23 protein-coding genes are annotated in these 25805 nt (G+C 69.6%); 10 read left to right on the plus strand and 13 right to left on the minus strand.

Features of this window, described 5'->3' with window-relative positions:
• Positions 1-32: 32 nt before the first annotated feature.
• Together R0232_RS29740 and R0232_RS29745 are read right to left on the minus strand one after the other, a co-directional pair.
• On the minus strand, positions 33-1259 hold the full coding sequence (locus tag R0232_RS29740) for an RtcB family protein (RefSeq protein WP_431510385.1): 1227 nt from the start codon (positions 1257-1259) through the stop codon (positions 33-35).
• A gap of 792 nt (positions 1260-2051) precedes the next feature.
• Positions 2052-3605 carry a vWA domain-containing protein gene (locus R0232_RS29745; RefSeq protein WP_431510386.1) on the minus strand — a complete coding sequence of 518 codons (1554 nt, stop codon included), beginning with the start codon at positions 3603-3605 and terminating at the stop codon, positions 2052-2054.
• A gap of 218 nt (positions 3606-3823) precedes the next feature.
• On the opposite strand from R0232_RS29745, the gene rtcR reads away from it, so the two are divergent.
• From rtcR to R0232_RS29775, 6 genes are all read left to right on the plus strand, one after another.
• A complete protein-coding gene (gene rtcR / locus R0232_RS29750; protein WP_431510387.1) occupies positions 3824-5437 on the plus strand; it encodes an RNA repair transcriptional activator RtcR in 1614 nt (537 codons plus the stop codon).
• A 9-nt stretch (positions 5438-5446) separates the two neighbouring features.
• Positions 5447-6019 carry a hypothetical protein gene (locus tag R0232_RS29755; RefSeq protein ID WP_431510388.1) on the plus strand — a complete coding sequence of 191 codons (573 nt, stop codon included), beginning with the start codon at positions 5447-5449 and terminating at the stop codon, positions 6017-6019.
• Between the two features lie 16 nt (positions 6020-6035).
• Positions 6036-6599 carry an exonuclease gene (locus R0232_RS29760; protein WP_431510389.1) on the plus strand — a complete coding sequence of 188 codons (564 nt, stop codon included), beginning with the start codon at positions 6036-6038 and terminating at the stop codon, positions 6597-6599.
• Positions 6596-7480, plus strand: a complete 885-nt coding sequence (locus R0232_RS29765) for an alpha/beta hydrolase (RefSeq protein WP_431510390.1) — start codon at positions 6596-6598, stop codon at positions 7478-7480. Before R0232_RS29760 ends, R0232_RS29765 begins: the two co-directional genes overlap by 4 nt.
• Complete coding sequence (locus R0232_RS29770; protein ID WP_431510391.1) at positions 7477-8448, plus strand: ornithine cyclodeaminase family protein; 972 nt, start codon at positions 7477-7479, stop codon at positions 8446-8448. The genes R0232_RS29765 and R0232_RS29770 overlap by 4 nt, the downstream gene beginning before the upstream one ends.
• Positions 8449-8582: 134 nt before the next feature.
• A complete protein-coding gene (locus R0232_RS29775) occupies positions 8583-8867 on the plus strand; it encodes a hypothetical protein (RefSeq protein ID WP_431510392.1) in 285 nt (94 codons plus the stop codon).
• A gap of 38 nt (positions 8868-8905) precedes the next feature.
• On the opposite strand, the gene R0232_RS29780 is transcribed toward R0232_RS29775, so the two are convergent.
• A complete protein-coding gene (locus R0232_RS29780) occupies positions 8906-9334 on the minus strand; it encodes a hypothetical protein (protein WP_093347567.1) in 429 nt (142 codons plus the stop codon).
• Between the two features lie 232 nt (positions 9335-9566).
• Here R0232_RS29780 and R0232_RS29785 point away from each other — a divergent pair, with 232 nt between their 5' ends.
• Entirely contained in the window at positions 9567-10310 is a 744-nt protein-coding gene (locus tag R0232_RS29785) for a hypothetical protein (RefSeq protein WP_431510393.1), read from the plus strand.
• A gap of 55 nt (positions 10311-10365) precedes the next feature.
• On the opposite strand, the gene R0232_RS29790 is transcribed toward R0232_RS29785, so the two are convergent.
• The 5 genes from R0232_RS29790 to R0232_RS29810 all read right to left on the minus strand — a co-directional run bounded on the left by R0232_RS29790 (position 10366) and on the right by R0232_RS29810 (position 14778).
• Positions 10366-11433 (minus strand): hypothetical protein, encoded by a 1068-nt coding sequence (locus R0232_RS29790; RefSeq protein ID WP_431510394.1) that lies wholly within the window; start codon positions 11431-11433, stop codon positions 10366-10368.
• 142 nt (positions 11434-11575) lie between these two features.
• Entirely contained in the window at positions 11576-11812 is a 237-nt protein-coding gene (locus R0232_RS29795; protein ID WP_431510395.1) for a hypothetical protein, read from the minus strand.
• Between the two features lie 294 nt (positions 11813-12106).
• Positions 12107-12883 (minus strand): Crp/Fnr family transcriptional regulator, encoded by a 777-nt coding sequence (locus R0232_RS29800; protein WP_431510396.1) that lies wholly within the window; start codon positions 12881-12883, stop codon positions 12107-12109.
• A 150-nt stretch (positions 12884-13033) separates the two neighbouring features.
• Complete coding sequence (locus tag R0232_RS29805; RefSeq protein WP_431510397.1) at positions 13034-13402, minus strand: hypothetical protein; 369 nt, start codon at positions 13400-13402, stop codon at positions 13034-13036.
• A complete protein-coding gene (locus R0232_RS29810; RefSeq protein ID WP_431510398.1) occupies positions 13399-14778 on the minus strand; it encodes an EAL domain-containing protein in 1380 nt (459 codons plus the stop codon). The genes R0232_RS29805 and R0232_RS29810 overlap by 4 nt, the downstream gene beginning before the upstream one ends.
• A gap of 484 nt (positions 14779-15262) precedes the next feature.
• Between R0232_RS29810 and R0232_RS29815 the strand changes: the two genes are divergently transcribed.
• The 3 genes from R0232_RS29815 to R0232_RS29825 are packed head-to-tail and all read left to right on the plus strand — an operon-like array spanning position 15263 to position 19064.
• Positions 15263-17554 (plus strand): molybdopterin cofactor-binding domain-containing protein, encoded by a 2292-nt coding sequence (locus R0232_RS29815; protein ID WP_431510399.1) that lies wholly within the window; start codon positions 15263-15265, stop codon positions 17552-17554.
• 32 nt (positions 17555-17586) lie between these two features.
• Positions 17587-18048 (plus strand): (2Fe-2S)-binding protein, encoded by a 462-nt coding sequence (locus tag R0232_RS29820; protein ID WP_093347584.1) that lies wholly within the window; start codon positions 17587-17589, stop codon positions 18046-18048.
• Positions 18045-19064 carry an AraC family transcriptional regulator gene (locus tag R0232_RS29825; RefSeq protein ID WP_431510400.1) on the plus strand — a complete coding sequence of 340 codons (1020 nt, stop codon included), beginning with the start codon at positions 18045-18047 and terminating at the stop codon, positions 19062-19064. Before R0232_RS29820 ends, R0232_RS29825 begins: the two co-directional genes overlap by 4 nt.
• Positions 19065-19073: 9 nt before the next feature.
• Here R0232_RS29825 and R0232_RS29830 read toward each other — a convergent pair whose 3' ends face one another.
• From R0232_RS29830 to pgaA, 5 genes are all read right to left on the minus strand, one after another.
• Positions 19074-19301 (minus strand): hypothetical protein, encoded by a 228-nt coding sequence (locus R0232_RS29830; protein ID WP_431510401.1) that lies wholly within the window; start codon positions 19299-19301, stop codon positions 19074-19076.
• Positions 19302-19371: 70 nt separating this feature from the next.
• Complete coding sequence (gene pgaD, locus R0232_RS29835) at positions 19372-19998, minus strand: poly-beta-1,6-N-acetyl-D-glucosamine biosynthesis protein PgaD (RefSeq protein ID WP_431510402.1); 627 nt, start codon at positions 19996-19998, stop codon at positions 19372-19374.
• Complete coding sequence (gene pgaC / locus R0232_RS29840) at positions 19955-21262, minus strand: poly-beta-1,6-N-acetyl-D-glucosamine synthase (RefSeq protein WP_431510403.1); 1308 nt, start codon at positions 21260-21262, stop codon at positions 19955-19957. Before pgaC ends, pgaD begins: the two co-directional genes overlap by 44 nt.
• Entirely contained in the window at positions 21259-23382 is a 2124-nt protein-coding gene (gene pgaB / locus R0232_RS29845) for a poly-beta-1,6-N-acetyl-D-glucosamine N-deacetylase PgaB (RefSeq protein ID WP_431510404.1), read from the minus strand. The genes pgaC and pgaB overlap by 4 nt, the downstream gene beginning before the upstream one ends.
• Complete coding sequence (gene pgaA, locus R0232_RS29850; protein WP_431510405.1) at positions 23379-25709, minus strand: poly-beta-1,6 N-acetyl-D-glucosamine export porin PgaA; 2331 nt, start codon at positions 25707-25709, stop codon at positions 23379-23381. The genes pgaB and pgaA overlap by 4 nt, the downstream gene beginning before the upstream one ends.
• Positions 25710-25805: the final 96 nt, after the last annotated feature.

Raw genomic sequence — 25805 nt, forward strand, 5'->3', positions numbered from 1 at the left:
AAAGGGAGGCCGATCGAGACGACCTCCTTGCACTAACCCTTCACGCACACCACCTGCTTGAGCGTGTAGACCACCTCCACCAGGTCCTTCTGCGCCTCCATCACCGCGTCGATGTCCTTGTAGGCCATCGGGATCTCGTCGATCACGTCGGCGTCCTTGCGGCATTCCACGCCCTCGGTCGCGGCGATCTGGTCGGCGATCGTGAACAGCCTCTTCGCCTTGGTACGGCTCATCTTTCGACCGGCGCCGTGGCTGCAGCTCATGAAGCTCTCGGGGTTGCCCTTGCCGCGCACGATGTAGCTCTTGGCGCCCATGCTGCCGGGAATGATCCCGAGCTCGCCGGCCTTCGCGCTCACCGCGCCCTTGCGGGTCACGAGCACGTCCTCGCCGAAGTGCGTTTCGCGGCTCACGTAGTTGTGGTGGCAGTTCACCGCTTCCACGTGCGCCTCGAAGGGCTTCGTGATGACCTTGCGCGCGGCCGCGACCACGCGCTGCATCATCACCTCGCGGTTCGCACGTGCGAACTTCTGGGCCCAGCCCACCGCGCGCACGTAGTCGCCGAAGTACTGGGCGCCTTCCTCGAAGTACGCCAGGTCCTGGTCGGGCAGGTTGCGCTGGTGCAGCTCGGCGTCCTTCTTCGCGAGTTCGATGAAGTGCGTGCCGATCGCGTTGCCCACGCCACGCGAACCCGAGTGCAGCATGAACCACACCGAACCCGCCTCGTCGAGGCAGACCTCGATGAAGTGGTTGCCGGTCCCCAGCGTTCCCAGGTGCTTGTGGTTGTTCGTGTTCTCGATGCGCGGGTAGTCCTCGCAGATCGCATCGAACTCATCCACCAGCTTGGCCCAGGCAGCGTCGGTTTCGTCGGGCGGCGTTTCCCACGAGCCCTTGTCGCGGCCCATGCGCTTGGGGTTCGAGCCGTGCGGCACGGCCTTCTCGATCGCCGAACGCAGCGGGCCCAGGTTGTCGGGCAGGTCGTTGGCATGCAGCGTGGTCTTGCACGCCATCATTCCGCAGCCGATGTCCACGCCCACCGCGGCCGGGATGATGGCCTTGAAGGTCGGGATCACCGAACCCACGGTCGCGCCGATGCCGTAGTGCACGTCGGGCATGGCCGCGATGTGCTTGAACACGATCGGCAGGCGGGCCGCGTTCTCGAGTTGCTTCTGCGCCTCGTCTTCCACGGGCACGCCGCGGGTCCACATCTTCACGGGCACGCCGTTGGTCACTTCGTGCAGCTTGTAGTTCTGTTCTTTCATTTTTTTCTCTCTCTGTTTCTCTGTCTATTCTTCAACGGTTCGTCGATGGGCACGAGAACATCGTTCGGATCGCATGGCGCACGCCATCAAAAAAAGAGGTGACAAGGAACGGCAGGTCGTTGACTGAGCTATCTGCCGAAACAGACCGGGAGTCGGACCCGGGACCTTCATGGCCAGGACCATGACGCTCTTACCTGTAGACCTGCCTGCATTCACCCCACAAACACGATGGATGCGTCCTTGGCGACAAGGTGTTGATGAAACATTTTTCTTCCTGCTCTGCCATTGAGCTACGGCTTCTTGCGAAGCCGGCAGGAGTCGAACCCGCGACCTGGAAATTACGATGTAGTTCCATCGGCATTCGCCAAGAACACGCCCAAAACCATTCACAAAAAAAGCAGCGACCAGGGAGTCGGCGAAAAATTTCAAGCTGCTCTGAACCACTTGAGCTACGGCCTCCCGGCCGGCGGGATTCGAACCCGCGGTCACGACGTGCGCGACAGGCTGTATTTCCGCTCGCATTCGCTGCAAAAAACCAATCCACGAAGCAGTGCGACGAGGATGGCAAGACATGGACCACGCCGGAGAACCGGCGCCGGGATTCGAACCCTGGTCACACCTGATGTAGTCCTGCCTGCATTCGCACTTTCAACAAGAGCCTCCGTCCGGCGACAAGAAGATGATGTGAGGCGAACATTTAGGAGATGTACTCACACCTGCATTCGCCGGACGACGGCATCAATCGATTCCTCGGGTGGTGCCACGAGCCGAGCCCGCGGCACCTCCTCTCTTTCAGACCGAGCTTTCCTCGATCACACCCACCCAGTGGTCGGCGCCCAGGCCACCCGCGGCATACACCGCCAGCAGCTTGAACACCTCGTCGCTGAAGCCGCCGATGTTCAGCACATCGTCGCGCTCCTGCGCCTGGGTGGTCGCATAAGGCTGGATGTCGATGCACACCAGCCGCGCCTTCGGGTTGCGCTGCTTGAACGCCTCCCACTCCTGCATCGTCGCGGTGCCACGACCCCGCGCACGGTCGGCCCACGATTCGTTGTCCGACACCAGCACCACCAGATCGGCCTGCGCCTTCTCGCGGTTCAGCCACGCCAGCGGCGCGCTGCACGAGGTACCGCCACCGCCCACCGCCGCCAGCTTGGCCGCGTTGGTCATCACCGAATCGCGCGGATTCAGCTGCAGCGAAACCACCTTCGTCTCGAAGGGCAGCACACGTGCATCCGCATTGCGGCGCAGCACGGCGGCGGCCACCAGCGCGGCCACGTCGATGCAGCGCACCGCCGAGGTCGCCGAACCGCGGTAACCCGTCACCGCCGAGCTCATCGAGCCCGACACGTCGGGGCACACCACCACGCGGCCCTCGAACTGCGGCACGTTGGCCAGCGCGAGTTCCATCGCGTCCTGCAGCGCGTCCTTCACCACGTGCGGCACCTCGGCACCGGTTGCGGTGTAGGCCGCCATCAACTGGTACGGCAGCACACGCGCCTTGGCCACCGCCTGCGGGTCACGCAGCTTGGCGGCCACCGCTTCCGCGAGGCCAGGCAACGCAAACACGCCATGGCGGGCGAAGGTGTTCAGGTTCTGACGCACCATCTGCCACGAACCACGCTCGGCGATGCGAGCCCAGGCCTGCGCGTCCAGCTCCAGCGCGGTCTGCATCTGGAACGGCACGTCGGGCACGTCCTGCGTACGGTCGCGCTTGAAGCGTTCGAAGGCCTGCGTGGCCGCAGGCAGTGCCTCCAGCGCATACGGACGATCGATCAGCCATGCGAACCATGCCGCGCGCCAGGCCTCGGTGGGCTTCGGATGCACCATCTTCACCACGTCGGCCAGCGAAGGCGCGTTGCCCACCGCGGCATTCAGCAGCTGCGCCTCGGTCGCCGACAGCAGCCATTGCTGCACCAGCTTCTTCGGACGCGTACCGAGCGACTTGCGGCCCACCGCGCCCGAACGCAGCATCTGCACGAAGTTGCGCAGCATCTTGCCGTTGTCGATCACCTGCGGGAACACCTTGGCCAGCAGCGACACGTCGCGCACCGCCAGCGTCGCGGCCAGCAGCGCCGGCATGTCCTTCATGTGGCCGGCACGGCGCGCGTACACCGCCGTCTTGGCCACGAACACCGGGTCGACCTGCGCGGCCAGCGCCAGCACCGCATCGAGCTGGTCCTGCGCCTGGGCGTAGAAGGTGTTGTTCAGGCAACCGGTGGCCGCCAGCTGCGCCAGCCGATGCTTGGGCGACAGCTCGTAGGCGGCACCGCCCGCTTCGTTGCGGGCCGTGGCCTGCGGCAGCAGCGCGCCGCGCAGCGTTTGAAAGAGTTGAAGGTTGGCCATGCTGACTTCTCCTTGTGTTCGTTGTCTTCTGGATCGTTTGTCTTCTTGAGTGAGCTTCTTATTGCAACGCGTGTGCCAGCCTTGCCTGCACGGACTCGATGAAGTTTCAACTCGTTGATTTCATTAGATATTTTTTCTTTCCGGCCTGATTTCAGCCTACAAGCACGTGACAGACTTCTGCGGTTTCTTATAATTTTGGCTAGCCATTTATCCAAAAAATGAAGAAACCCATCGTCGTCATCGGCTTCCTCGGCACGCAGCTCGACGCCGGCCAGGGCGCCGGCCGCTGGAGCAAGTGGCGCCCCACCGTCTCGCTCGCGCAGCACGAGGACATGGTGGTGGCGCGCATGGAGCTGCTCTACACGCTCAAGCACAAGACGCTGGCCGAGCTCGTCAAGGCCGACATCGCGGCCGTCTCGCCCGAGACCACGGTCAACCTGGTGCCGATGGACCTGGCCGACCCGTGGGATTTCGGCGAGGTCTACTCGCGCCTGTACGACTGGGCACGCGCCTACCCCTTCGACACCGAGCGCGAGCAGTACTGGTCGCACATCACCACCGGCACCCACGTCGCTCAGATCTGCATGTTCCTGCTGTCCGAGTCGCGCACCATCCCCGGCGTGCTGGCGCAGACCTCGCCGCCGCGGCGCCAGCGCGAGGGCGAGGCCGGCAAGTACGTGCTGATCGACCTCGACCTCTCGCGCTACGACGTCATCGCGCGCCGCTTCGATGCCGAGCAGCGCGACGCGGTCGCCTTCCTCAAGAGCGGCATCGCCACGCGCAATGCGCGCTTCAACGCGCTCATCGACGAGATCGAGCGCGTGGCGGTGCGCTCGCGCGCGCCGATCCTGCTGGTGGGGCCGACGGGCGCGGGCAAGTCCTTCCTCGCGCGGCGCATGTTCGAGCTCAAGCAGTCGCGCCACCAGGCCACGGGCGCCTTCGTCGAGGTCAACTGCGCCACCCTGCGCGGCGACGGCGCCGCCTCCACGCTGTTCGGCCACAAGAAGGGTTCGTTCACCGGCGCCGCGAGCGAGCGCGCCGGCCTGCTGCGCACGGCGCACCAGGGCGTGCTCTTCCTCGACGAGATCGGCGAGCTGGGCCTCGACGAGCAGGCCATGCTGCTCAAGGCGATCGAGGAGAAGCGCTTCTTCCCCGTCGGTGCCGACAAGGAGGTCGAGAGCGACTTCCAGCTCATCGCCGGCACCAACCGCGACCTGCGCAGCGACGTGGCCGAGGGGCGCTTCCGCGAAGACCTGTTCGCGCGCATCAACCTCTGGACCTACGACCTGCCGGGCCTCGCGCAACGCCCCGAGGACATCGAGCCCAACGTCGACCACCTGCTGGCGCTGCATGCGGCCGAGAACCACCGCGTGGTGCGCTTCAACGCCGAGGCGCGCGCCGCCTACCTGCGTTTCGCCCAGAGCCCCGAGGCGCTGTGGAGCGGCAACTTCCGCGACCTCTCGGCCAGCGTCACGCGGCTGGCCACGCTGGCCGATGGCGGGCGCATCCCGGTCGCGCTGGTCGAGGCCGAGATCGCGCGGCTGCGCTGGCTGTGGAAGCGCGCGCAGCCGGCGCTGTTTGCGGGCGAGTCGCAGGCTGCCGACCTCGATGCGTTGCTCGGCGAGGCGCGTGCCGGCTCGCTCGACCTGTTCGACCGACTGCAGCTCGAGGCCGTGCTGCGCGTGTGCCGGAAGTCGCGCAGCCTGTCGGAGGCCGGAAGGCAGCTGTTCCAGGCCTCGCGGGCGCAGCGCAGCGTGGTGAACGATGCGGATCGGTTGCGTAAGTACCTCGCGAAGTTCGGGCTGGATTGGGGCAGCATGGCGAACGCCTGACCAGAAACCATGAGAAAACTCCAACCCTTCCTCAGCTGGGTCGTGTCGAACCGGCACCTCACCGCCTTCGTTCTCCTCGTGATTGCGGCAGGGGCACTCAAGTACCGTGCCGACACGCCGTTGCCGTTGCCCACAGGGCTCCAGCATCAAGCAGTGACGATCACCTATCTCGGCCCGCTCACCCTGAGCCGCAGTCGCTCGGGAAGAAATGCCGGCACGACCCATTTCGACGGTGGGTACGGTGTGGGGATTCCGAACGAACTCGAAAAGAACTCACTGCTACAACGACTCCAGCCGGAAATCTATTTCCAGTTCGCGGAAGCGCTGCGCGTGAACGAGGATGACATCGCGCGCATGCACGAGGCCGGCAACTCCTTCACGCTCAGCACCTGGCAAGGACAGATCGTTGCAGTCGCGGGGCCTCGAGGTCCGCTCATCCCCTATGAGCGCTATGCGGAACAGATCGAGCGTTCGAAGCGCATTGCATTGATCGTGGCCATCTGCATCGCCGCGACTGCCGTGGCGACCTGGATTGCATCGTCGATGGCGGTGCGACGTGCCCGCCACGCCGCGTCTTCGTAATGAAAGCAGAAACCATATGACCGAGATCTACATCAGCACCGACGTCGAATCCGACGGTCCCATCCCCGGCCCGCATTCGATGCTGAGCTTCGGCTCGGCCGCCTACACGGCCGACAAGAAGCTGGTGTCCACCTTCAGCGCCAACCTGCACACCCTGCCCGGCGCCGAGGCCGACCCGAAGACCGCCGCGTGGTGGCAGACGCAACCCGAAGCCTGGGCCGCCTGCCGCAGCGACCTGCAGGAGCCCGCGCATGCGATGAAGAACTACGTGGCCTGGCTCCAGGGCATGAAGGCGCGGCCGGTCTTCGTGGCTTACCCGGCGGGCTTCGACTTCCTGTTCGTCTACTGGTACCTGATGCGCTTCGCGGGCGAGAGCCCGTTCAGCCATTCCGCGCTCGACGTCAAGTCCTTCGCCATGGCCCTGCTGAAGACCGACTACCGCGACAGCACCAAGCGTGCGATGCCGCGGCGCTGGTTCGACCCCGGCCTGCCGCACACCCACGTGGCGCTCGACGATGCGATCGAGCAGGGCGCGCTGTTCTGCAACATGCTGGCGGAAAGCCGCGTCGCCACGCCATGAGCGTTCCACGCCGTCTCGCGCGCCTGGCCGGCCGCGCACTGCTCGCGCTGCCGCTGCTGCTGCTCGGCGGCTGCGTCGAGTCGATGTTCTACTACCCCGACCGCGTGCGCTACGAAACGCCCGACGCACTGGGCCTGCGCTACGAGCGCGTGCACTTCCAGAGCACCGACGGCACCGCGCTCAGCGGCTGGTTCATTCCGGCCGCGGGCCGCGCCGATCCGCGCGAGGCCAAGGGCACGGTGATCCATTTCCACGGCAATGCGCAGAACATGTCCTCGCACTGGCGTTTCGTCGCCTGGCTGCCGAAGCAGGACTTCAACGTGTTCGTGTTCGACTACCGCGGCTACGGCGACTCCGAAGGCAAGCCCGAGCCCCGCGGCGTGTTCGAGGACTCGGGCAGCGCCATCGATCACGTGCGCTCGCGCGCCGACGTCGATCCCGCGCGCTTGCTGGTGTTCGGCCAGAGCCTCGGCGGCACCAATGCGATCGCGGCCGTGGGCGCGGGCAACCGCGCCGGCGTGCGCGCGGTGGCGATCGAGTCGACCTTCTATTCCTACGCGTCGATCGCCAACGACAAGGTCTCGGGCGCCGGCCTGCTCGTGGGCGATCGCTACGCCGCCTCGAAGTACGTGGCCGCCCTCTCGCCGATCCCGCTGCTGCTGATCCACGGCACGGCCGATGCCGTGATCCCCGTCGACCACTCGCGGCGCCTGCTGGCCGATGCGCGCGAGCCCAAGCGGCTGATCGAGGTGCCCGGCGCCGGCCATCTCGAGCCGATGAGCGAGGCCCGCTTCGGCACCACCTACCAGCGCGCGCTCGCCGAGTTCTTCGAAGCCGCGCTGGCGACCGCCCCCATCGCACCCACCCCGCCCGCCCGATGAAGCACTTCGACGCCGCCGCCACCCGTGCCCCGCTGGGCTTCGAGCGCCTCGTGCCCGCGCTGCGCGCCGCCTTCGCGGCCGAGGCCCAGGTGCCCCCGCGCCACGTGCACACCATCGACAACGCGAGCGGCGACAAGGGCACCGTGCTGATCATGCCGGCCTGGAGCGAGGCCGGTTTCCTCGGCATCAAGACCATCAACATCTTTCCGGGCAACGGCGCGCGCGGCCTGCCCGGCCTGCATGCCACCTACGTGCTGTACGACGCGCGCACCGGCGTGCCGCTGGCGCTGATGGACGGCGACGAGCTCACGGCCCACCGCACGGCCGCGGCCTCGGCGCTCGGCGTCTCGTTCCTCGCGCGCGGCGATGCGCGGCGGCTGCTGGTGCTGGGCACCGGCCGCATCGCGCGCATGCTGCCCGCGGCCCATGCGAGCGTGCGCCCCATCGAGGAAGTGACGGTGTGGAACCACCGCCCCGAGGGCGCCGAGGCGCTGGCCGCGCAATGGCGCGCGCAGGGCTGGAGCGGTGCGCGCGCGGCCGCGCCAGGCCCCGAGGGTCTCGAGGCCGCCGTGCGGCAGGCCGACATCGTCAGTTGCGCCACGCTGGCCACCGCGCCGCTGGTGCGCGGCGAATGGCTCGCGCCGGGCTCGCACCTCGATCTGATCGGCAGCTTCACGCCCGCCATGCGCGAGGCCGATGCGCAGTGCTTCGCGCACGCGCGCACCTTCGTCGACACGCCCGAGGCGCTGACGAAGGCCGGCGACCTGCTCGACGCGATCGCGGCCGGCACCCTGCGCGCCGAGGCGGTGCAGGGCACGCTGGCCGCGCTGTGCCGCGGCGAATGCGGCGGCCGCACAAGACCCGACAGCGACGAGCGCACGGTCTTCAAGGCCGTCGGCAGCGCGCTCGAGGACCTGACCGCCGCCACGCTGGTGTGGCAGTCGTCGTCGGCCGCAGGCTCGCTGTAGACCTATGACTGCATGGCACGCCTAGTGCTTATGGCCAGTCGGCGTCTCGCGATGGCGCGCGCATACGTCAAGCGACGGATGGCGCGCCGCGCGAACGGCCGTTAATCTGGCATTGCACACAGGGAGACCCACGCATGCTCACCATCGTTCAGAAAGCCGCCATCCTCGGCAAGGCCGGCATCGACGTGCCCGCGCGCCCCGAGGACGACCTGTCGACCCAAGTGGTCACGGGCTCGCCGGTGAAGGCCGAGGGGATTTCGCAGCAGGCCCACGACTGGGGCCGCGCCATCGAGACGCTGTACGTGAGCTACGTGGCGGCGCGCGCCGCCAAGAGCCTGCGCGACGCCGAGGAGGCGCGGCAGAACGCCATGCTGCGGCGCATGGCCTCGGGCACGCCGCCGCGCACCTCCTTCGCCTGAGGAAACACCGGGCTCTCGGCCCAGTCGTCCCCCGTTTCTTACTTGCCCTGCGCCGCGGTCAGCGCCGGGTTCTGCATCGTCGAGATCACCTTGCTGTTCACGCGCGAACCGCTCACCACGTTCTGGTCGGGCGCCGAGGCGGCCGCCACGGCTTCGTTGTAGACCTTCGCGGGATCGGCCATCGGCTTCACCGTTTCCGGGCCGCGCGAGCCACGGGTCACGTTCTGGTCGGCCGCGTGGGCGGTGGCCACGGCCTGCTGGTACATCGCATCGGGATCGGCCATCGGCTTCACCGTTTCGGGGCCGCGCGAGCCGCGGGTCACGTTCTGGTCGGGCGCGTGGGCCGTGGCAATGGCTTCGGCTTCGACGGCTTCGCGGCTGCGGCCGCCCGTGGTCTGGGCCTGGACGGAGGCCACGGCCATCACGGCGAAAGCGGCCGCGAGGGCGAGTTGGTAAGAGGTCTTCATGTCGGTTGGATGTCAGAGGAGTTGTTTGGACAGGGTTTTCTTCTAGGGGAAACCCTGAATCACGGTAGTCCTCCTGTAAGGCGAATTGATGACGTCCCCGGACGCGTGCAGGTTGCCGGGGAGCGCGCCAGCCGAGTTGGGCGGGTTCTGCTAGTCAGGGCATCGGCGCGGCGACGGGAGCGGAGAATCGGCCGCACCCCGCATCGGAGGCCTCTTCCCCCTTTCCTGGTCCATGAAGCCATCCACCCGCCGCACGCAAGACACCACCCTTGCCCGCAACCCGTGGGCACGCCTGTGCCTCGCTGCCTGCCTGCTCGCTCTTGCCAGTCAGGGCCGCGCCCAACTCTCGGTGCTGTCGCCTGCCCGGGCGCCGTCGACCACCGATCGCAACCTGGGCAGCCTGGCGCGCACGAAAAACATCGGGGACCTGCCGGCACCGTCGTCGCCGATCGCGCTCACGCTGGGCAAGACGACCCGGCAGGAAGCCGAACTCGCCTGGATCGCGCAAGACAGCAGGATCGTCCGATCGGGAACCATGGGCGTCGGCGGCAGCGGTCTGGCCGACTATCACGTGCGCCGCAGCGTGCCCGGGATCGTGCTGGTCGACGTGGCGGGCGTCGACTTCGAGGGCTTCACCGTGGCGCGTTATGCGTTCATCGAAGACCTGCTCTACGCCGTCGAGACCCCGCTGCATGCCAGGACGCCTCGCAGCGAGACCCCGTTCAAGGCACTCGATGCAACGCAGTTGCAGGAACTGGCCAGGACGCTGGAGACACGCCATGGTCCACCCACGCGAAGGACCTTCAGCCGACGCGCCGGCAATGAACCCGATGTGCTGACCTGGGACACGGAGCAAGGCACGCTGGAGCTGGTGACCAACGACTTTCTCGCGCACCTGGGTCAGTGGGATCCCGCACTGGAAAGGAAGGCGAAGGCCTTGCGGCGGGCAGCTTGCGATCAGGCCCCGGCCTGCTGACGGCACAGGCTCGGGAAGATGGCAACGGGCGTCTCGCGGGACGCCCGTTGCCGCTTCAGCAGAGAAGGCCCTTGCAGTCGTACGAGGTGGTGAAGATCATGTAGTAGCGATTGTTTTCCTGGTACTGCTGGAAAGGCCTGCTGCCCAGCGCACCCTCGCGGTTCAGGATCTTCACGAAATCGCTTGCCTGCTCGATGCTGCCCGGTTCCGCCGTCGATGTGTATTCCGTGGCGTAGTACTTGAACGTCGATTTCTGGGAGTCGTCCCGTACGAACAGGCCCAGGGATATGCCATCGATGCCGGCGCCGGTCCCAGCGTATTTCTTGCCGCTCGCGCCCCTTTCGGTTCCCTCCGCGATGAAGCCGGCATAGGTCGTTGTCATGGGAAGGAATTCGAAAGAGCACCGTGCCGTGGTCGGCTTCTCGCGGCCGAGCACCAAAGCCCCCCAAACGTCGCTGCCCGGCACCATGGTGGCGGCGCAGTATCCCTGCTGTCCAAGTCTGTTCACGGACTCCAGGAAGGATGCCATTTCCGCGCGCTCCCGCGGCAGCTTGCCGGCATCGATGTACTCGTACCGGACGTCCTGCCCGACGTCCTTGCTGAAGATGGTCTTGTACGTTCCCGCGTCCAGGGCAAAGGGATTGCCGCTGATCCGATAACCCTCAGCCCCCTGCGACTGGAGGCTGGCCAGCGACAAGGCCTCCGTCGCCGGTACCGTGCGATGCAGATACGCGGCCGTCGTTCCTTGGCGTCGATAGACGGCGCGGCCTTCGATGGTCGGCGATACCCTCAGCGGTATCGTGAGATCGAGAAGATGGCCGGCCATCTCGGAGCCTTGGAGTTCGGTCATGAACGCACTGAAGTCCAGGGCGTTCGCACTCCCGAGCTTGAAGGAATAGGGCGTCGTCACCATCGGACGCTCCGGCGGATTCGTTTCGGGATCGGTCGGACCCGGCTCCGGATCCGAAGGCGCCGGTGCCGGCGCGGGTCCGGCGGCGCTCGGCGGAGGCGCCGCGGGGAGCATCGGGAAGCCACCGCCCCCACCCCCTCCTCCACCACCACACGCCGTGAGCATCACCAACGCGCCGAGCATGATCGGCGACAGCCTGCGAACTTCCTTCATGAGACTCTCCTCGCTCCATTTGAATTTGTAGTCCAAATCTTACAAGGGAGACGATCGAAGCTCGGGAGATGCGCTCATCAGGCTGCGGTGATTTCTCCATGACCGTTGCACCCGCTCCACGCCTCATTCCACCGAAGGATGGTCAGGCCCGCGGTGCTGTAGTAGGCGGTGTCGCGTCACGGCCGCCCTTCCCGTAGGTCGCCCGGCTCCCATACGTCGCCTTCGCCCGATCCACCCCCTTCTGCGGCAGCAGTTGCAGCTTCCTGCAGTTCGCGCACTGGTACAGCCGCATCCAGGGAAAGACCCGCATCCAGGCCGAGCGCTCGACGCGGCCGAGGTGATGGATGCTGCAATCGCAGGCGGAAAAAATGGAGCTCATGGTGGCCTCGGAGGTGCGCGTTCAGGCGGTCGCCCTGTCGCGCACCCTGGAGCGACGAGCGATGGATTCGATGGGACGTCCGGCTTCGCGATGGCGCTGTCTTTTCTGCAGCGTTCGCCAGGCCCGACAACACCGCGGCGATGGTCGAAACGACACCGCTCGCCGCGTGACTTCGATGCTAGGAATCGGGCCTTCGCGACGCACGCGCGATCGCATCGCAACTGTGTGGCGGTTCACAGCTCGCCCCAAACAGGCGGGCGGAAAACAACGGCCACGCACGGTGCGCGCATCGCCTCACTTCGTTCCCGGTCCGCGCTCGCCCGAGGTCCGCAGCAGATCGAGTTCGTCGGGCGCGATGAAAGGCGTGTCGCCCTCGCGCTCGTCGGCCGCCGAGTGCGGCTCGAGCGACTCGAAACTGCCATGGTCGGTCGATGCGAAATCGGCCACCACGTGGATGCCGTGCTCGTCCTTCCACAGCAGGCCGCGGTTCTCCATCTCGCGCATGGTCTTGTTGACGACCTCGCGCGACAGCCCCGCATACGACGCGATCACGGCCTGCGAGATGCGCTTGTCGAAGCCGCCGGTGTCGGCCGGCGCGAGCTGGGTCAGTTCGTAGAGCACGCGCGCGACCAGGGTCTCGGAGGTGAGCGAGGAGATGCGGCGCAGCTGGCTGCGGATGATGGTCATGCGCTTGACGGTGAGCTCGAGCAGCTCGAGCGCCACCGACGGATGCCGGGCGCAGATGTCGTGCAGGGCCGCGGCGGGAATGAGGTAGACCGAACTCGGCAGCGCGGCCACGAGGTTGGCCATCGACTGGTAGCGCGCCTCGTCGAGCGTGGGACTCAGGAACAGGTCGCGCGGGCGCACGAAATCGGTGGTCACGCCCGCGCTGCCGCCGTTGCCGCCGACCACCACGCGCAGCAGTCCCGAGGCGACGAAGTAGACCTTGTCGGTCCACTCGTCCATCCGCAGCACGGTCTCGTTGCGCCGGAAGGATCGCAATTCGCTGCGCGCGACCAGCGCCACGCGCTCCGCCGCCGGGACGTTTCGAAAAAGGGAATGCAGATACATGGTCGGAAACTGGCTCCATCCGATTCGCTTCCCCGGGGCGGGACATGCAAGGTGGCCCGAGCGGGAGGCAGGGGGAATGGCGCGGCCGGGATGGCGGCCGTGTGCGCGGGCGACGGAGGGGGCGCACCGCGCCACGGACGGATGCCGGCGCTAGGCGAAGGAGTCCGGCACGCCACGAGGTCGCGCGCGGTCGGCGTCATCCGAGCCATCGGAGCCCTCCGCGTCCTCCGTGCTTCTCGCGCCATCGGGCAGCGCGTCGTCGGCCTGCGCCCGCGCGCCCGTCGCGCACGCCGCGCACACCGAACGCACGGCGCGCAGCGCGGGCGAATCGCGCAGTTCCTGCTCGCGGATCGCGGCCTCGAGCGCCAGGTACTGGTCGCGCGCCAGCAGCTTCTCGCGCGCACGCTCGCCCTGCAGCAGGACGCCGTGGCGCATGACCTCCTGCAGCGTGTGCTGCAGCACGTCGATCTGCGCGCCCAGCCGCGCGAGCTGCAGATGGAAGTCGGGCGAGGGATTCACGCGCGTCCCCCGGGGCCGCGCGCGAGCGTGCCTTCGTGCAGCGGCGCGCCGGCGGGAATGCCGCAGCCCTGCAACCATTCGGCGCCGGCGTCGAGCGCCATGCGGATGTCCTCCTCGCGCTCGATGCCGTCGACCACGATGGAGGGCGCGAAGCTGCCGCACAGCGCGAGCATCTCCTCGAGCAGCTCGCGGCCGAAGCGGTCCTCGCGCGCGCGCCGGATGAAGACCGGGTCGAGCTTGATGATGTCGGGCCGGCAGACCTTGGCGGCGGCGAGGTTGCCGGAGTCGCCGCCGAAATGCTTGATGGCGACGCGGCAGCCGCAGAGCTGGAGCTGCAGGCAGAAGTCGCGCACCGATTCGAGATCGGGCAGCGTGGGCTCGCCGGCGATCTCGATCACGAGGCGCGCCGCCAGCTCGGGCTCGCGCCGCAGCAGCACCATCAGCGAGGCCCACCAGTGGTCGCGCCGCGCGCTCTGCGCCGAGATGCTCAGGCCCAGGCGCACGGTGCCGCCCAGGCGCAGTTGCCGCACCACGCGGCCGGCCGCGAGGTGGTCGAAGGTGCGCACCAGGCCCAGCCGCTGCAGGCAGGGCATGAAGAGTTCGGAGCGCAGCGCGGCGGCGGCATGCGGCTCGCCCTCGGTGTGGAAGCGCGCCTCGTGATAGAGCGGTGCCGCGAAGGCGGCGGCCTGCGCCGGCGCCCCCACCACGGGATGCCATTCGATCGCGAGGCGCCGCGCATGCAGCGCGTCGCTGACCTGCAGCGCGATGTCCATGTCCTCGCGGTAGAGCCGCTGCCAGCCCTCGGTCTGCGCGAGCTGGAAGTCGGGCGCCGGCTGCGCGGCCCACAGCCGCAGCTCGACCTCGGCCTGGCTCATGCGCCCGGGGCTGGGCGCGTCGCTCCAGCCCACGTGCAGCTGCACCAGCGCGCGCGTGTCGCGCAACTGCACCGGCATGCCGCCGAGGCCCGTGAGCAGGCTCTCGAGCCGGGCCGAGGCGCCCTGCCGCGCCTGCGCGTCCTCGACCGGAAACGCCGGGTTGCTCCACAGCAGGAAGCAGTCGTGCCGCAGCATGGCGAGGTCGGCGTCGGCCACGCTCACGAAGCTCGTCAGCAGGCGGTACTTGATCTCGATGCTGGCGTGCAGCGCGAACTCGGCGCCGTAGACCTCCATGAGCTGCGGCAGGTTCGCGATGAAGACGAAGGCACAGGCCCGCACCGGCGCGCCGGTGCCGGACGGCAGGGGCGCCGACGGAACGGGGAACTGCGCCACGGGCCCTTCGCGCGGCCCGCCACGCGGCGCGAACGGCGGCGCATGGCGCGGCGCGGCCAGGTTCGGACGCCGGATCCCGTCGAAGCCCGCCCGCAGGCGAGCGACCATGGGCGCGACGATGGACCGCACGACATGACCGGGCCTTGGCGTCGGCAAGGCAAGCGCCACGGGGCTGGTGACGCGATCACGTACGGCCATCTGGTTTCCTCCGCTAGGTAAGTTCGCCGAACCGCAACACGCTGGGGTGGTTCCACTGCCGACGCGAGGTCGGCCGTTGCACGTTCGAAAACGGGCCGTTATGCGGATTGCGCATGAGATGCTTAAACCGAAATGAATACTACGGATCCCGGTAGCAACCCGCATTAACTTTCTGGTGACAAATGTGTCCTAGCTCACAGGCGCCGCGGAGCGGGGGCTCAAAAAAACCGCCGGCCGGCCGAAAACACCGGGTCGACGCACGGACCCGGCCCGGCCGGGCCCGCCGGCTGGCGCGATCCGCCGTTCGATTGGCGCAATCGGATTGGCAAGGCCGCGGTGCGCCGCGCACACTCCCGCCCATCGCGGCCGCTCGAAGCCGCACGGAGTCCGCCCCATGCCCGCCCTCAAACGTCGCCATTTCCTGCTCGGCACGGCCGCCACCCTCGGTGCGCTGGTCGTCGGCTGGTCCGCCTCGCCCACGCGCCAGCGGCTGACCACCGCCGAGCCGCTGCCTGCCATGGCCAGCGGCCAGGTGGCTCTGAACGGCTGGGTCAAGGTGTCGCCCGACGACACGGTCACGCTGATGATGGCCGCGGCCGAGATGGGTCAGGGCATCCACACCGGACTGGCGATGCTGCTGGCCGAGGAGATGGATGCCGACCTCGCCCAGCTGCGGCTCGAGCAGGCCGGCTACGACCCGATCTACAACAACCAAGCGGCGCTGCTCGACAACCTGCCGATGTTCAAGCCCGACGACGACGGCGCGCTCAAGCGCGGCACCCGCCACGTGGTCAGCAAGCTGCTGCGCGAGGTGCCCGGGCTCTGGGGCAGCGGCGGATCGTCGGGCATCGTCGACCAGTGGACGCCGCTGCGCGAGGCCGGCGCCTCGGCGCGCGCGATGCTGGTGGGCGCCGCGGCGGCGGCCTGGGGCGTGCCGGCGGCCGAATGCGAGGTGGCGGCCGGCCGGGTGTCGCACCCGGCCTCGCAACGCAGCGCGCGCTTCGGCGAACTGGCGGCACGCGCGGCGACGCAGCCGCTGCCGGCGCAAGTCGTGCTCAAGGATCCCTCGCGCTACACGCTGATCGGCCGGCCGGTGCACCGCCTCGACAGCGCCTCCAAGCTCGACGGCTCGGCGCGGTACGGGCTCGACGCGCTGCCGCCCGACGGCTTGCTCTACGCCACGCTCGCGATGTGCCCCACGCTGGGCGGCCGCGTGGCGCGCTTCGACGACACGGCCGCGCGCGCGATGCCCGGCGTGCGCAAGGTGGTGGCGCTCGCGCCGGTGGGCGGCGGCCTGGGCTCGGGCGGCATGACCTCGGGCGCGGTGGCGGTGATCGCCGACACGCCCTGGCATGCGATGCGCGCGCTCGACAAGGTCGCGATCGACTGGGACCACGGCGCGGCCGCCAGCCTGTCGAGCCGCGCGCTGATCGACCAGCTCGCGCAGAGCCTCGATGCGCCGGACCAGGCCGACGCGCACCTCGAGACCGGCGACGCCGACGCCGCGATGAAGAGCGCCGAGCGCACCATCGAGGCCGAGTACCGCGTGCCCTTCATCGCGCACGCCACCATGGAGCCGATGAACTGCACCGTGCAGTTCAAGGACGGCGCGGCCACCGTCTGGGTCGGCGTGCAGGGGCCGGGCATGCTGCGCGGCGGCATCGCCAAGGTGCTGGGCATCGAGGCCGCGAAGGTCGACATCCGGCTGGCCTACCTCGGCGGCGGCTTCGGGCGCCGCTACCTCGGCGACTTCGTGATGCAGGCGGCGGCGCTGGCGCGCGAAACGGACGGCATGCCGGTGCAGTTGATGTGGTCGCGCGAGCAGGACATGGCGCACGACTACTACCGCCCGGCCTACGTGGCGCGCAGCAAGGCCGGCTTCGATGCGCAGGGCCGGCTGGTGGCCTGGCGCGTCGACACCGCGGGCTCGAGCCTGGGCTCGCCGGCCTTCCTGAGCGCGGCGGCCGAGGGCACGGCCACCACCGCCTACCGCTTCGCCAATGCGCGCGTGGCGCACCGCACGATGGAGTCGGCGGTCACGGTCGGCATCTGGCGCTCGGTCAACCATTCGCAGAACGGCTTCTTCACCGAGAGCTTCATCGACGAATGCGCGCATGCCGCGGGCCAGGACCCGGTGGCGTTTCGCCGCGCGCTGCTGGCGGGCAGCCCGGCCGAGGCGCGGCACCTGGGCGTGCTGCAACGCGTGACGGCGATGTCGGGCTGGGGCACGCCGCTGGCGCCCGAGGCCGACGGCACGCGCCGCGCGCGCGGCCTCGCGCTGCACCGCAGCTTCGGCAGCGTGGTGGCGCAGGTGGCCGAGGTCTCGCTGACGCCCGAGCGGGAGATCCGCGTGCGGCGCATGTACTGCGCGGTCGACTGCGGGCTGGCCGTGAACCCGAACCTGGTGCGCCAGCAGATGGAGAGCGCGATCGTGTTCGGCCTCTCGGCCGCGCTGCACGGCGAGATCACCATCGAGCGCGGCCAGGTGCAGCAGAGCAACTTCCACGACTACGCGCCGCTGCGCATGAACGAATGCCCGCAGATCGAGATCGCGATCGTGCCGAGCAGCGCGTCGCCCACGGGCGTGGGCGAGCCGGGCACGCCGCCGGTGGCGCCGGCCGTGGCCAACGCGGTGTTCGCGCTCACCGGCCAGCGGCTGCGTTCGCTGCCGCTGCGCCTGGCCTGAACGCACGGCACGATAGAAAAGGAAGGAACCCCATGACCACCACGCTCCAGATCAACGGCCGCCCCGTCGCCGTGACGGCCGAGGACGACACGCCCCTCCTGTGGGTGCTGCGCGGCGAGCTGCACATGAACGGCACCAAGTTCGGCTGCGGCAAGGCGCTGTGCGGCGCCTGCACCGTGATGCTCGACGGCGAGGCGGTGCGCTCCTGCGCCACGCCGCTGTCGGCCGTGCAGGGCCGCGCGGTGTCGACCATCGAGGGCGTGAAGGGCCCCGAGATCGACGCGCTGCGCCGCGCCTGGACCGAACTCGACGTGGTGCAGTGCGGCTACTGCCAGAGCGGCCAGCTGATGTCGGCCTGCGCGCTGCTGCGCCACACGCCGAAGCCCAGCGACGCCGACATCGACGCCGCGATGAGCGGCAACATCTGCCGCTGCGGCACCTATCCGCGCATCCGCGCGGCGATCCACCTCGCGGCGGGCGACGACCGGCGATGACCCAGCGCCCGCCCGACCTGATCGTGGTGCCCGCCGTGATGCAGCAGCGGCTGCGGCTGCTGGGCTTCGACACGCAGTCGATGCTGCGCCGCGCGGGCCTGCCGGCCGACCTGTTCGCGAGCGGCAAGGCGCGCATCACGACGCGGCAGATGTTCGCCGTGTGGGACGCGCTGGCCGCGATGAACCCCGATCCCGCGCTGGGCCTGCGCATCGGCGCCGAGGGCGCGACCGAGCACTACGACATCGCCTCGATCGCGGCGCTGCACTCGCCGAACTTCGGCGAGGCACTGCAGCGGCTGTCGCGCTTCAAGCGGCTGACCTGCCCCGAGGTGATCCGCATCGAGCGCGGCGACGGCGAGGTCCGCGTGCGCTTCCACTGGTTCCTGGTCGAGGGCCATTCGCCGCAGCTGCTGACCGACGGCACCTTCGCGTCGGTGCTCGAGCTCGCGCGGCGCGGCACCGGCACCCGCGTGGTGCCGCGCCGGGTGGAGCTGGTGCGCGCGCACACGAGCGCGCAGGCCGCGATGCTGGGCGCGCATTTCGGCTGCGCGCCGCGCTTCGGCGCCGCGGCCGACGTCATCGTGTTCGACGAGGCGCTGCTCGCGCAGCCCTTCGTCACCCACAACCAGGACCTGCTCGCGGTGCTGCTGCCCGGCCTGGAGGCCGCACTGGCCGCGCAGACCCCGGCCGCCTCGCTGCTCGACCAGGCGCGCGCCGTGCTGGGCCGCACCCTGCGCGGCGAGCGCCCGAGCATCCAGACCGTGGCGGCCGAACTCTGCGTGAGCACGCGCACGCTGCAGCGCCGGCTCGAGGAGGCCGGCACCAGCTACCAGCGGCTGCTCGACGAGGTGCGGCACCAGGCCGCGCGGCAACTGCTCGAGGACACGCAGCTCGAAGCCGGCGAGATCGCCTTCGTGCTGGGCTTCGAGGAGCTGAATTCGTTCACGCGCGCGTTCCGCGGCTGGGAGGGGACCACGCCCGCGCGGTGGCGCACGGCGCAGGCGCGTGCGTCCTGAGAAGGGTTGCTAGAACACGCGCCCGCTCTCGCCCGGCGGCGTCACCACGTCCCGCCGCAGGCTCCAGATGCAGGCCGCCAGCTTGAGCAGCCGCTCGACCTTGCTGTCGTGGAGCTCGTCCGCCGGGTCCTCCTGCGCGATCAATTCGGCGATCTGCTCGATCGCGAGCGCCGGCGCGAAGCCCAGCCCCTTTCTCGCCATCTCCATCGCCGTCGCCATCACTTCTGTCTTTTTCATGGGCATGCGTACGCAGCGGCCGCGTGGCCGGATTCGAAAGGTCCGTGTCCCGGGGTGGATCGATGCGGCATCAGGCGCGGCGCTTTCGCACCGCCGTGCCCGAAGGCGTGAGCATCGCGGGTTCGGTGTCGAGGTCGGCCGCGTCGGTCACCCGGCCGTCGCGGTCGTGCTGCACCAGCAGGCGCCGCGCGCGCTGCCACAGCGTGAGGCGCTGCGGCGCCAGCGAAGTGTATTCGGCCAGCTGGGCCACGGTGCTGTCGGGCGAGCGGCCGCGCGTCTCCTCGTCGGCGATGGCGCGCCGGCGCACCGGTGCGAGCAGCAGCATCAGCGCGAAGATGCCGAGCACCGACAGGGCGTAGAGCGTGAGCAGGTTCGAGCCCTCCACCGGCCGCCAGACCTGGAAGAAGTGGCGCCAGGCGTAGAACACCACGCCGACCCAGAACGCGGCCAGCAGCAGCGGCCGCGCGATGCGCAGCCACACGAACATGAACAGCGCGCCCTGCGGCGTCTTGTGGCGCATGAAGGCGCTCAGCGGCATGCGCGCGGCATCGAGCACCGGCACCTCGCCCTGCGGCTCGGCCCATTCGCGCTCGCGCGGCGGCGCCTTGCCGTTGGGCCGGGGCGGCACCGCGCCCAGATCCAGGCCCAGGTCTTCATTCATGCTCGATGGCACGGACGGATGCAGTCGATCGTTCATTCGCTATCACTCCTCTGTCGGGGCTGGTCCACCGGGCGCGCTTGCCCTTGCGCCGCAGGATCGTGGCCGGCAAGGCCACGACCGTGGTGAACATGTTGATCATCCAGAAGGCAAGCGGATACCAGATGGTCCAGACCAGGTAGCGCAGGATGTCGCGGTCGTAGTGGCGGTCGATCCACAGGCTCACGCCCATCTGCAGCATGCAGGTGATGCCCAGCAGCATCCCGTGCCACTCGGGCCAGAAGCCCACGTACTGCCACTCGGGCGGCAGGAAGCGCCGCACCAGCGCGAGCACCAGCACCGCGAACATGGCGTAGGCCCAGACCACGCTGGCCAGGTACTCGAGGAACACCGGCCACATCATGAAGTTGCGCGGCTTGAGAACCTGGCCCGTGTAGCGCAGCAGGGTCTGGATGCCGCCGGTGGCCCAGCGCTGGCGCTGGCGGTAGAGGCCGCGCACGGTCTCGGGCATCAGGATCCAGCACAGCGCGCGCGGCTCGTAGCGCACGCGCCAGTCCTTGAGCTGCAGCTTCCAGCTGATGTCGATGTCCTCGGTCATGACGTCGGGACTCCAGAAGTCGACGTCGAGCAGCGCGTTGCGGCGGAACATCGAGAGCACGCCCGAGACCGTGAACAGCCGCCCGGCCAGCTGCTGGGTGCGCTTGATGAGGCCGATGTTGGAGGAGAACTCGCCCACCTGCATGCGCCCGAGCAGGGTGGTGCGGCCGCGGATGCGCGGGTTGCCGGTGACGGCGCCCACGCGCTCCGAATGAAGCATGTGGGTCAGCATCCAGGCGATGGCATCGGGGTCGACCAGCGCATCGCCGTCCACGCCGAGGATGTACTCGCCGTTGGCCAGCACCGCCGCGGTGTTGAGCGCCACCGCCTTGCCCTGGTTGGTGGCGTGGTGCACCACGCGCAGCTGGCCGTAGCGCGCGGCCAGCGCATCGAGGATGGCGCCGGTGTCGTCGCTGCTGCCGTCGTTGACCGCGATGACCTCGTAGTTCGGGTAGTGGCTGCGCATCAGCTGCTCGATCACCTCCTGCACGCGCTCGCCCTCGTTGAAGCAGGGCACGATCACGCTGACCAGCGGTCGCTCGGGCAGCAGCGGCAGCGGATCGATCCGCCGGTGGCGGCCGCGCTCGAACACCAGCGCATGCGCGATGCCGCCGGCCATCCAGACATAGGCCGCGAGGAAGGGGTAGTAGAAGACGTAGTTGAGCAGGGCCCGCACCACGTCGGAACCGAAGAATTCGGGGTTCATCGCGCGGCTCCCGGTGCGGTCGGCGCGGAGGCCGGGGCCGGCTTGGCGGGCGCGAGCGCCGGCGGCGTCTCGAGGCCGTCGACCTTGCCGCCCGCGAGGTTGGCGCGCACCGAGAGGATGTCGCGCACCGTCACCAGCGGCGGCTCGCCCGCGAGGAAGTCGTCGGGATAGAGCGCGACATGGCGCGCGCCCAGTCGGTGCAGCAGGGTCCACTGCGCGGCCAGCGTGTCCTTGTCGACCATGCGGCCGCTGCGCCAGTCGCGCGCCTGCAGCTCGAACACGGTGCGCGCCAGGCCCTGCGGCTGCGCCGCCACCTGGCGGAACAGCGCCGCCAGCCAGGCCTGCGGATCGGCCGCCTGCTCCATGAAGGGCATCGCCATCACGGCGGTGTAGTCGTAGGCCTGCAGCGACTGCGCGAGGTCCTGCGCGAACCACTCCTGCGCCGCGGGCTCGAGCACCGGGCGTGCATAGAGGTTGCGCGCGGTGAGCAGGCGCGGCTGCCAGTCGCGCGCGCGCTGCGCGAGCTCGAGCGTGAAGTCGGTGAGCTGGCGCGTCTTCCACACGGTCCAGCGCGCGCGCAGCGCGGGATCGGCGCGCACCGCGCTGAGGTCGGCCGGCAGGCCCTGCGCGGCGAGTTCGCGCAATGCCGCGGGGCTGGCGTCCTCGTCGTCGCTGTAGGTGGCGTCGTCGTGGAACAGCAGGCCCGCGATCGGCGTGTTCTTCGCGAGGTCCTCGTAGATGTCGCCGATCAGCGCGCGCACGCGCGCATCGGCCGGCGAGAGCCGGTGGTAGCGCGTCTGGTCGCGCGCCGCGGCCGAGGCGGGTTCGAGGTGCGTCACGCGCACGTCGGCCAGCGGGTGGTTCGCGGGCAGCTGGAACGCGAGCACCGGCATCCAGGCATACACCTCGACCCCGGTGCGCGTGCGCAGCTGCCAGGCGACGCGGTTGAACAGGTCGGCGCGCATCGGCAGGTGGCGGTTCGGGAAGTACAGCGCATCGGCGGCGCCGTCGCCATCGGGATCGGCGAAGGCCTGCAGGTAGACGGCCGAGGGGCCGACGGCCTGCACCCGGTCGAGCAGGCGCGAGAGGTTGGCCTCCTGCTGCGCCGGGTCGGGGTCGTAGATGTGGTCGAGGTCGATGTGCATGGCGCGGTGCAGCGCGCGCGGATCGGGCCGCGCGGGCGCGCGCAGCAGGCTGAAGTCGGGCACGGACATGTCGTAGGTGGCCAGGCCGCGGCGGATGGTCTGCAGCGGCACCTCGGGCGTGTTCGCGCCCTCGTCGAGCGTCAGGGTGATCGGCATGCCGGCGCGGTCGGCCGCGCGCAGCGTCTGCTTGTTGTAGGCGCCGTAGGGCCACACCATGGCGCGCACGCGGGTGCCGGTCTGGGCCTCGATCAGGCCGCGGCTGCGGCGCAGGTCGGCCTCGACGCGCGCGATCCAGGCCGCGTCGTCCTCGTAGCGGCCGGTGGCGCTGTCGTAGCGGTGCGTGACGGCCGCGGGCTGCAGGTTGCCCTGCGGATTGCCGGGCACGCCGGTGTGGATCGCATCGCCATGGCTCGCGAACTCGACCAGGCCCGAGGCGCCCATCTCGCGCGCCTGGCTCCAGGTGATGAAGGCCTCGCGCTTCAACGGGTTGCGCGCGCCGTAGCCCGCGACCACCTGGCCGGGCGGCACCTCGAGCCAGCCCGTGACCAGCGCCATCACGGCCGGATAGCCGAACTGCTTCAGCAGCGGATAGACCTTGGTATAGAAGCTCTCGTAGCCGTCGTCGAAGGTCAGCAGCACGGCCTTCGAGGGCAGCGGCCGGCCGCCGGCGCGCGCGTCGACGATCTGCTGCAGGCTCACCGGATGGTGGCCCGAGCTGCGCAGCCAGGCGAAGAAGTCGGCCACGGTGCGCTCGTCGAGCGCGGTGGGTTCGGGCTCGTCGACGAAGCTCTCGCGCACGTTGTGGCGCACGTCGTGCAGCGCGATGGCGCGGAAGCTCTTGCCGTCGTCTGCATCGGGCGCCGGCAGCGCGGTGGCGCGCGGCAGGCCCTGGGCCAGCGCGGCGCCGGCGAGCAGCGTGGCGAGCAGCAGCGCGAGCAGGCGCAGCGCCATCGGAATGGACGTCTTGTTCTTCATTGGAACGGCACCGACAGGTTGAGGTAGACGAAGCGGCGCCGCTCGCGCACGCCGTCGTAGGGATGGCTCGCGATGCCCAGGCCGTAGGCCAAGGTGGCCGAGCGGCCGAACACCCATTCGTGGCCGTAGCGCAGCGACCAGAGCGCGCCGCCGCCGAAGCCCTGCTGGCGGTAGCTGCCGGCCTCGAGTCCGAACACATGCGAGAAGCGGCGGTCGTCGCGCTTCCAGCCCAGGTACTTGCCGGTCAGGCCGACCTGCAACGCGCTCTCGCTGCGCGGCGCGAAGTAGTCGACGTCCTGGCGGTCGTAGCGCCCGGTCTCGCCGCTCAACGTGCCTTCGAGCTGGAAGCGCGGGCCGCTCACGAGGCGCTCGCGCCAGCGCAGGCCGAAGCCGTCGCGCGCATTGCCGTCGCTGAAGTCCATGCGCTGGTAGCGGGCCTCGAAGGCGCGCGACTCGTTGACCACGTAGGTGGCGCCGAGCTCGGCCGAGCGCGCGCCGACGTTCGCCAGCCGCGCCTTCCATGGCGTGTCGAGGCTGTTCGAGTCGAAGCGCGCCGAGAAGCGCCAGGCATCACTGGCGCGCCAGTCCACGCCGAGCGCGAGGCCGGTGCGGTAGCGGCCCTTGTCGGCCTGGTGCAGCTCGGCGCTGGCGCGCCAGCGGCCCTGCAGGTATTCGACGCCGACGCCGGTGCGCGACAGGTCGATGTTGCCCAGCGAGGTGTCGCCGCGCGCGAACACCTGGCGGAAGAACAGGCGCCAGCGGTCGTCCCACAGCGGCGACGAGAGCTTGGAGTCGACGCGCCAGTCGCGGTCGGCCAGCACGCTGCTGCCGTGGCCCTGGCCGTAGTCGGCCTCGACGTCGAGCCGCGCCGCGTAGAGCGTGTCGCGCTGCGCGACGGCATTGCGCACGGCGATCGATTCGGGCGCCTCGGCCTGCAGGCTCTCGGTCAGTTCGCGGCCGGCGCGCATCTCGCCGGCATCGAACAGCGCGCCCGCGTAGCCGGCACGCGCGGCCACGTCCCACGGATGGTCGACCAGCGTCTCGCGGTAGCGGCCCAGTGCCTCGTCGGGCTTGTCGCGCAGCTTCATGGTCTCGGCCAGGCCCGAGCGGAAGCCCGCGTTGAGCGGCGCGAGCGAGGTCAGGCCGCGGAAGCTGGTCTCGGCCTGCCAGGGCCGCTCGGTGTAGAGCTGGTAGAGCGCGCGCAGGTTGCGCACCTCGGCGTACTCGGGATTGGGCCGGCCCTGCTCGGGCGTGAGCCGCAGCATCGGCGGCGTGGCCTGCTCGAGCTTCTGCAGCAGGGCCTCGGCGTCCTCGAAGCGCGCGGTGTCGAGGTAGGCATAGACCAGGCCGGTATGGGTGTCGCTGGGCACGGGGATGGCATCGCCGCCGCGGCGCAGCGCCTCCTCGTAGATCGGCACGGCGAGGTCGGAGCGGCGCTGCTGCTGGTAGGCGCCGGCCACGTCGGACAGCGCGTAGTAGGGCAGCGGCTGCTGCGGATGCTCGGCCTGCCAGCGCTCGTAGGCCACGGTCACTTCGGGGAAGCGGCCGCGCGCGGAAACGGCGAGCAGATGGTCGGCATAGAGGCGCAGGTACAGCGCCTTCCAGCGTTCGAGCTCGTCGGCCTCACCGGCCTGCGTGGCGCGCTGCACCGCATCGGCCGCGGCCTGCAACTCGTTCGGATAGAGCGGCAACAGCGCATCGATGGCCTCGAAGCGCTCGGGGCCCTCGCCGCCGCGCTGGTCGCGCTCCGCGATGGCCCAGCGCAACCGCTGGCCCAGCGCCTGCTGACGCAGGCTCGCGAGCTCGAAGGCACTGAAGCTGCCGGGCGTGGCGCGCTCGGCGGCCTCGGCCTGCGCCAGGGCCTCGGTCAGCGAGCCCTGGTCCTCGAGCGCGAAGGCGTTCTCGCGCCGCACGATGCGCTGCGTGGGCTGCAGCGCGGTGAGCTGCAGTTGCAGGATGCGGTCGTCGACGCGGCGCGCGGCGATGAACGCGGACTCGAAGGCGTAGTTCGCGAGCCGATCCAGCGGCACGGCGCGCGCCCATCCCACGGATTCCCGTGGGCTGTCGACCTGCAGTGCCCACACCACGCCGTCGGACGCGAGGCGCTCGCGCTGGGCCGCGGTCGCGGCGCGCGGGAACCAGGCCTGCAGCGCATCGAGTGCCTCGCGCGGCGTCGCCTTGCCGGCGCGGATGCGTTCGACGAGCGCGTCGTGCGCGGCGGCGTCATAGCCGGCCGGTCTGTCGGCCCCGGAGAGGGCGGCGGGTGCCGCGGCGCCGGGCCGCTCGACCTGCGCCCTGACCTGCGTGCTCGCACCCGCCCACGCCACGGCGACGAGAAGCGCCGCGGCGGAGAACCTGAAGGTGGAGGGGAAGAAGGTGGCGGGAGGGTTGGAGCGCGCGGGGTGTGTGACAGCGTGGTGGTG

It is taken from the genome of Variovorax sp. DAIF25, from assembly GCF_050711835.1.
GTDB lineage: Bacteria > Pseudomonadota > Gammaproteobacteria > Burkholderiales > Burkholderiaceae_C > Variovorax.